The sequence below is a fragment of the Rhizobium leguminosarum bv. viciae genome (assembly GCF_012276115.1).
Taxonomy (GTDB): Bacteria; Pseudomonadota; Alphaproteobacteria; order Rhizobiales; family Rhizobiaceae; genus Rhizobium; species Rhizobium leguminosarum_T.
On sequence record NZ_WIEU01000026.1, the window covers coordinates 89,749 to 96,708 of the forward strand.

7 protein-coding genes are annotated in these 6,960 nt (G+C 60.7%); all 7 read left to right on the forward strand.

Annotated features, from left to right (window positions below; genetic code table 11):
* Positions 1–3: 3 nt before the first annotated feature.
* The 7 genes from GFM02_RS30555 (at position 4) to GFM02_RS30585 (ending at position 6,438) form a co-directional block, all read left to right on the forward strand.
* On the forward strand, positions 4–1,902 hold the full coding sequence (locus GFM02_RS30555) for a potassium transporter Kup (RefSeq protein ID WP_168323731.1): 1,899 nt from the start codon (positions 4–6) through the stop codon (positions 1,900–1,902).
* A gap of 396 nt (positions 1,903–2,298) precedes the next feature.
* The gene (locus GFM02_RS30560) at positions 2,299–3,528 is read left to right on the forward strand and encodes a cell wall hydrolase (RefSeq protein ID WP_168323732.1); all 1,230 of its coding nucleotides are present in this window, start codon (positions 2,299–2,301) and stop codon (positions 3,526–3,528) included.
* A 271-nt stretch (positions 3,529–3,799) separates the two neighbouring features.
* Positions 3,800–4,132, forward strand: coding sequence for an AtpZ/AtpI family protein (locus tag GFM02_RS30565; protein ID WP_020048675.1), 333 nt, complete (start codon positions 3,800–3,802; stop codon positions 4,130–4,132).
* 62 nt (positions 4,133–4,194) lie between these two features.
* Positions 4,195–4,947 carry a F0F1 ATP synthase subunit A gene (locus GFM02_RS30570; RefSeq protein ID WP_020048676.1) on the forward strand — a complete coding sequence of 251 codons (753 nt, stop codon included), beginning with the start codon at positions 4,195–4,197 and terminating at the stop codon, positions 4,945–4,947.
* 67 nt (positions 4,948–5,014) lie between these two features.
* Positions 5,015–5,242: a F0F1 ATP synthase subunit C gene (locus GFM02_RS30575; protein WP_003545854.1), complete on the forward strand. Its 228-nt coding sequence runs from the start codon at positions 5,015–5,017 to the stop codon at positions 5,240–5,242.
* A gap of 77 nt (positions 5,243–5,319) precedes the next feature.
* Positions 5,320–5,943 carry a F0F1 ATP synthase subunit B gene (locus GFM02_RS30580; protein ID WP_131666224.1) on the forward strand — a complete coding sequence of 208 codons (624 nt, stop codon included), beginning with the start codon at positions 5,320–5,322 and terminating at the stop codon, positions 5,941–5,943.
* 3 nt (positions 5,944–5,946) lie between these two features.
* The gene (locus GFM02_RS30585) at positions 5,947–6,438 is read left to right on the forward strand and encodes a F0F1 ATP synthase subunit B (protein WP_012756242.1); all 492 of its coding nucleotides are present in this window, start codon (positions 5,947–5,949) and stop codon (positions 6,436–6,438) included.
* Positions 6,439–6,960 lie beyond the last annotated feature (522 nt).

A 6,960-nucleotide genomic window follows, 5' to 3' on the forward strand; every position in this document is an offset into this window, starting at 1 on the left:
TTCATGTCCGAAGATAGCCATCCGAACGAACGCCATATGACGCCGAAAAAGCTGTTCTATCTCGGGCTGGGTTCCGTCGGTGTCGTCTACGGCGATATCGGTACCAGCCCGCTCTACGCCTTTCGCGAGGCGCTGAAACCGGTGGCCCATGACGGCCTCACCCGTTTCGAAGTCATCAGCCTGATCTCGCTGATGATCTGGGCGCTGACGATTATCGTCACCATTAAATATGTGCTCTTCCTGCTGCGCGCCGACAACGACGGCGAGGGCGGCACGCTGTCGCTGCTTGCTCTTCTGATGAAGACCGCCAACGGCCATACCGCCATGCTGATGTTGCTTGGCTTAATGGGTGCGGCCCTCTTCCTCGGCGATGCGATGATCACGCCGGCTCTATCCGTACTGTCGGCCGTCGAGGGCCTGAAGCTCGTCACGCCCAGCCTCGCGGACTATATCGTGCCGATCTCGGTGGTGATCCTGGCACTGCTCTTCGTCGTGCAATCGCGCGGCACCGGCGCCGTCGCGAAGTTCTTCGGCCCGATCACCGCCGTCTGGTTCCTCGTCATGGCGGCCGCCGGCATTTCCCATATCTCCGACGATTACGGCATCCTTGCCGCCTTCAATCCCTATTATGCCGTCGCCTTCCTGCTGCATGAGGGCTTCTACGGCATCGTCGTGCTCGGCGCCGTCTTCCTGACGGTGACGGGTGCTGAGGCGCTCTACGCCGATCTCGGCCATTTCGGCCGCCGCCCGATCCAGTGGGCCTGGTTCCTGCTGGTTTTCCCGGCGCTGACGCTGAACTATCTCGGGCAGGGGGCGCTCGTTCTCGGCAATCCGGCGATGATGTCCGATCCCTTCTATTTGATGTATCCGAAATGGGCGCTGCTGCCGGTCGTCATCCTGGCGACCGCCGCGACGATCATCGCCAGCCAAGCGGTCATCACCGGCGCCTTCTCGATGGTGCGCCAGGGCATCAACCTCGGCTTCCTGCCGCGCATGGAAATCCTCTTCACCTCGGAAACCAATACCGGGCAGATCTTCGTGCCTTCGGTCAACGCCGTGCTGTTCATCGGCGTCATCTTCCTGGTCCTGAGTTTCAAGACATCGGACGCGCTGGCGACCGCCTATGGCATCTCCGTCACCGGCGCCATGGTCGTTACCTCGATCATGGCTTTCGAATTCGTCCGCGCCCGCTGGAACTGGTCGCTGCCGGTTGCGGTGATCGCGCTCGCGCCGCTGGTCGTGCTCGAATTGATCTTCCTCGGCGCCAACCTTTTGAAGATCCACGACGGAGGCTATATCCCGATCCTGATCGCCACGGCCTTTACCGTCGTCATGTGGACCTGGCGTCGCGGCACGGCGATCCTGATGGAAAAGACCCGCCATACCGATATTCCGCTTGCCTCCTTCGTCAGCTCGATCGAGCGCAAGAGCGAGCATTCGCCGGCCCAGGTCCCGGGCACGGCGATCTTCCTGACCAGCGATCCGGAATCCGCCCCCGCCGCCTTGCTGCACAATCTCAAGCACAACCATGTGCTTCACGACCGCAACGTCATCCTGACGATCCGCACGGTCAACAAACCGCGCGTGCCGAGCCACGACCGCTACAGGGTCGAGCAGATTTCCGAGCGTTTCTCCCGCGTCGAACTGCTGTTCGGCTTCATGGAATCGCAAAACGTCTCGCAGGCCTTGGCGACACTGCGCAAGACCGGACTGAAGTTCGACATCATGTCGACCTCCTTCTATCTTGGCCGACGCAAGCTGGTGCCGGACGCCAAGTCGGGCATGCCCTACTGGCAGGACCGGCTTTACATCGCGCTCGCCAACGCCGCCGCCAACCCCTCGGATTACTTCCGCCTGCCGGCGAACCGGGTGGTGGAACTCGGCTCACACGTTATTATTTGAGCTCCCTCTTCTCCCCAGCGGGGAGAAGGTGGCCCGCAGGGTCGGATGAGGGGGCCACACGGTACACCATTCATTGCCCTTCGCTTGCGCTCAGCGCATTCGCGGCTTTGCCGCTCACCCCCTCATCGCCTCGCTATCGCTCCGGCACTTCTCCCCGCTGGGGAGAAGAGGACGGTCGTGGCGCCTTGGTCCCTTTCTCCGTAGCCGGAGCAAGAGAGATTGGACCAAGTTGCTGTTGCTTCATCATTGACATCCCTTGGGATCGAGGCCGGAGGTGCCGCACCGCTGTTCCCAAACACACGAAATTATCCCTCACATTAGAACATCCAAAACTTCTCACGCTCACATTTCGGCACAGCCTGTTAACCGGACATCAAGGTTAATGCGGGATTTTTAATGGAATGTTCCTGCGTTCCATGCCCGGAGTCCGTGTTGCGTCGAAAGAGCCCTTCCCGTAGCAAGCTGCGTCTTATTCCCGAGAATTGGGTGTCGCCCGTAATCTTCGGTCTCGCCGGCTGGCTGTTTTTCCCGAGCGCCGTATCCCATGCCGATCTCGCCGCCATGCTCGCCGGCCTCGATCATGAGGGTGGGAACTGGCGCATGGTGCTGACCAATTCGCCGGCCGGCTCCATCCACCAGGCCGAACTCGCCTTCGCCGAGCCGATGGTCACGGGTTCGATCTCCGCCGGTGCTGGCATGGTGCTGCCCGATGGCCGCAAGGTCGCCTTCAATGCCAAGGACAAGGGCACTGCCAAGGATAGGGGCCACGAGGACACGCCGGACGAGGATCGCGTCAACCGTGGCAGCAAGAAAGGCCGCGTCGTCGCCGTCGAGAAGATGCAGCCGCCGAAGGACTTTTCCGCCGGCTCGATCCTCGAGCGCACCAAGATGCTCTTCACCCCGAGCTTCGATCTCAAGGACCGGTCGGCGTTCGTCAAACCGAAGATCCAGGGCAAGGAAATCGAGATCGCCACATCTTTCTATAAGACGCAGCCGGTTGTGACCGATAATGGCGTGCCGGCCATGCTCGCAAGCCTCGTCACCAGCAACAAGGCCGATGTGCTGGCCACCGCCTATGCACCGGCCGCACCCGACTATGCCCGCCAATCGCCCTTCGATTCCATCCTGGCCGAACAGGACAGCGGCCGCTTCGTTCCGGAGATCGGCCCTCGCGATCATGCCTGGGCCGCAAGCGTGCTGGCGCCGAGCGTCTTTTCCGCTCGCGAACAGCAGTGCCTTGCCTCCGGCATCTATTTCGAGGCGCGGGGAGAATCGGTGAAGGGGCAGGCGGCTGTCGCCCAGGTCATCCTCAACCGCGTCCGCAACCCCTCCTATCCGAAGACCATCTGCGGCGTCGTCTATCAGAACGAGGATTGGCGCAACCGCTGCCAGTTTTCCTTCGCCTGCGACAGCATCAAGGACAGGGTGAACTCGGAATATCACTGGCGAGTCGCCCGCGACGTGGCGATGGCGGTGACATCAGGCAAGATCTGGCTGCCGCAGGTGGGTTCGGCGACGCATTACCATGCCGTCTATGTCAGACCAAAATGGGCAAAGACCATGGAAAAGGTCGGCCGCATCGGTCTTCATGTCTTCTATCGCACCTATGGCGGCGGCTGGAGCTGAGATAAATCGCTGGGGCAAGCCGATTTCCGGCCCGGAAAAGCGGATTCTTTCCGTCGAATTTGCGCGATCGACCCAGAACCGATTTATCTCTTTGATTTGATGGAATTATTTTCTCGCTGGACAGAAGCTGTCTACGCCTTGACTATGCTAATCCCTAAAACTATGTTGCGCGCGACTTCAGAACGGGCCGGAAGGGTCTTAACCTTCGCGTCCGGGGTCCGAATGACCGGGGTAGCGGGAGTGCGGGCGACGGGCAGGCGAGGAGAGATCCATGGCGGATGACCGCGAGGAAAGTCTTGAGAAGCGCCGTGCGCAATTGGAAGCGAAACTCGCGACCAAGCGCGTCGAGACGGGACAGGACGAGGCTAGGGAAGCCCGCGCCGAGGTAAGCCGCAAAGGTTATGCCCAGGCGATGAAGCTTTCCAGCGAGTTCATTTCCGCAATCGTCGTCGGTGCTCTCCTTGGCTATCTCCTCGACCGTTTTGTTGGCACGGCGCCTTGGGGTTTGATTGTTCTTCTGCTTCTCGGATTTTGTGCCGGCGTTCTGAACGTGCTGCGTTCTGCGGGGGTGGTGGCCCATCCCCTGGACGACGACAAGAAATAAGGACCGGCCCCGGTCCAGTGCAATGACCCCGCGTCCTGCGGGCCAAAGAGAGGGAACAAGCGGTGTCTAACGATCCGACTCATCAGTTCCTGATCCAGAAGATTGTGCCGATCGAAATCGGCGGAATTGATTTTTCGTTCACCAATGCATCGCTCTTCATGGCCGTTTCGGCTGCCGCTGCCGCAGGCTTCCTCTATTTCGCGACCTCGAACCGCGCCATCGTGCCGGGCCGTTCGCAGTCCGTTGCGGAAATGTCTTATGAATTCATCGCCAACATGCTGAAGGAAGGCGCCGGCAAGCAGGGAATGAAGTTCTTCCCGCTGGTCTTTTCGCTCTTCATGTTCGTCCTAACTGCCAACCTGCTTGGCATGTTCCCGTATTTCTTCACGGTGACGAGCCAGATCATCGTCACCTTCGCGCTCGCGATTCTGGTTATCGGTACGGTTCTCGTCTACGGTTTCTATAAGCACGGCTTCCACTTCCTGAATGTCTTCGTGCCCTCGGGTGTGCCGGGCATTCTGCTGCCGCTGGTCGTCACGATTGAAATCATCTCCTTCCTGTCGCGACCGATTTCACTCTCGGTTCGTCTTTTCGCCAACATGCTCGCCGGTCACATCACACTCAAAGTGTTCGCAGGCTTCGTCGCCTCGCTCGGAACCATGGGTGCTCTGGGTATCGGCGGCGCCGTTCTTCCCCTCATCATGACCGTCGCCCTGACCGGTCTCGAGTTCCTCGTCGCCTTCCTTCAGGCTTACGTCTTTGCGGTGCTGACTTGCATGTACCTCAACGATGCAATCCATCCGGGCGGGCACTAAGGATAACGACATCGACGTCAAAGGGCGTCAGTCATTCGCCGCAACAACCATTTCAAAGGAGTTCAACATGGAAGCGGAAGCAGCAAAGTACATCGGTGCAGGCCTGGCTTGCTTTGGTATGGCCGGTACGGCTCTCGGCCTCGGCAATATTTTCGGCAGCTACCTCTCCGGCGCTCTGCGCAATCCGTCTGCCGCTGACAGCCAGTTCGGCCGTCTGGTATTCGGCTTCGCCGTTACGGAAGCTCTGGGCATCTTCTCGCTGCTCGTTGCTCTCCTCCTCCTCTTCGCCGTCTGATATCGGCGAATAGATGGATCACGGCCTGCGACCGCAAGCCGTGATCCTTTGCATTTGCAGTCCACCTGGAGGTGAGCATGTTTTTTGTGACCCCGGCTTACGCTGAGGAAGCACCGGCGGCAGCGACGGGTACGGATGCGCATGCCGCTCCGGCCGCAGGCGAGGTCCATACCGAGACTGGTGTTGCCGAAGGCGAACACGCCCGCGGCCCTTTCCCGCCTTTCGATTCGACGACCTACGCGTCCCAGCTGCTCTGGCTGGTGATCACGTTCGGCGTCTTCTATTTGCTCATGCAAAAGGTCATCGCGCCGCGCATCGGGACCATCCTCGATCAGCGTCACACGCGCATTTCCCAGGATCTGGAAGAGGCAGGCCGCCTGAAGGCCGAAGCCGACGCCGCCGTCCAGACCTATGAAGGTGAACTGGCCGCCGCCCGCGCCAAATCCAACGCGATCGGCTCTGCCGCACGCGACGCCGCCAAGGCCAAGGCCGAAGAGGAACGCCGCGCTGTCGAGGCGAGCCTTTCGGAAAAGATCAAGGCTGCCGAGCTGCGTATCGGCGAGATCAAGGCCAAGGCCTTCGCCGACGTCGGCACCATTGCCGAGGAAACGGCGGCTGCCGTGGTCGATCAGCTGATCGGCGGCACCGTCGCCAAGGCCGATGTCGCCGCCGCCGTCGCGGCTGCCAAGAAGGAGGCTTGATCGATGGAATTTGCCTTTGACGCGACTTTCTTCGCCTTTGTCGGCCTCGTCCTCTTCCTGGCGCTGGTCGTTTACCTGAAGGTTCCGGGCATGATGGCACGGTCGCTCGACGACCGCGCCGACCAGATCCGCAACGAGTTGGCCGAAGCCAAGCGTCTGCGCGAGGAGGCCCAGCACCTGCTTGCCGAATACCAGCGCAAGCGCAAGGAAGCGGAAGCCGAAGCGGCCCACATCGTTGCCGCCGCCGAACGCGAAGCCGAAATGCTGACCGCTGAAGCGAAGAAGAAGACGGAAGAATTCGTCGCCAACCGCACGGCCCTGTCCGAGCAGAAGATCAAGCAGGCCGAGGTTGAGGCGATGAAGGCGGTGCGTTCCGCTGCTGTCGATCTCGCAATCGCGGCCGCTGAAACCGTGCTTGCCAAGCGGGCCGACACCAAAATCCAGTCCGAGCTCTTCGGCAATGCCGTCGGCCAGGTCAAGACGCGGCTGAACTGAGCGGTTTCGAAAAGATTGAGAGGGAAGGCCGGGCATGTCCCGGCCTTTTCTTTATTGGCAAGGCTTGGTCTCTACTCCTCGTGCGGAGGACAATGTGGTGCCGTTGATCCGGCATTGCCACCTCTGTCTGGGCCGGGCCACGTGTCTCTCGCCGTCCTTCGGACCGTCTTAAACAGAGCGAAGGCAGCCGCAACGTCTCGATTCCCTCTTCTCCCCAGCGGGGAGAAGGTGCCCGTAGGGCGGATGAGGGGGCCGGCGAAGCCGGTCTTTCCCAATAGCGTCCATGCAGGTTTCTGCCGCGATGATATCGTCTCGACCGTATTCAGGGCGCTGGGGAACGGCGTTACCGTCGGCGTGCCGGAATAGGTTTTGCGTGAAGAACGTGCCGTGCGGCCCCCTTGTATCTGCACGTTAGGAATTTCGTGCGATGGAAGCGATTGAGCCTCTGGCCGGGTGGCCACCCGGCCAGAGGCGTGACGAAGTCGCCCGCACCCCCTCCGGTTACAACCGTGGATGAGCCTG

What these genes read in the sequence shown, in the direction of transcription:
- GFM02_RS30555 (WP_168323731.1), top strand. Translation starts at nt 4, where the DNA reads ATGTCCGAAGATAGCCATCCGAACGAACGCCATATGACGCCGAAAAAG.
- GFM02_RS30560 (WP_168323732.1), top strand. Translation starts at nt 2,299, where the DNA reads ATGGAATGTTCCTGCGTTCCATGCCCGGAGTCCGTGTTGCGTCGAAAG.
- GFM02_RS30565 (WP_020048675.1), top strand. Translation starts at nt 3,800, where the DNA reads ATGGCGGATGACCGCGAGGAAAGTCTTGAGAAGCGCCGTGCGCAATTG.
- GFM02_RS30575 (WP_003545854.1), top strand. Translation starts at nt 5,015, where the DNA reads ATGGAAGCGGAAGCAGCAAAGTACATCGGTGCAGGCCTGGCTTGCTTT.
- GFM02_RS30580 (WP_131666224.1), top strand. Translation starts at nt 5,320, where the DNA reads ATGTTTTTTGTGACCCCGGCTTACGCTGAGGAAGCACCGGCGGCAGCG.
- GFM02_RS30585 (WP_012756242.1), top strand. Translation starts at nt 5,947, where the DNA reads ATGGAATTTGCCTTTGACGCGACTTTCTTCGCCTTTGTCGGCCTCGTC.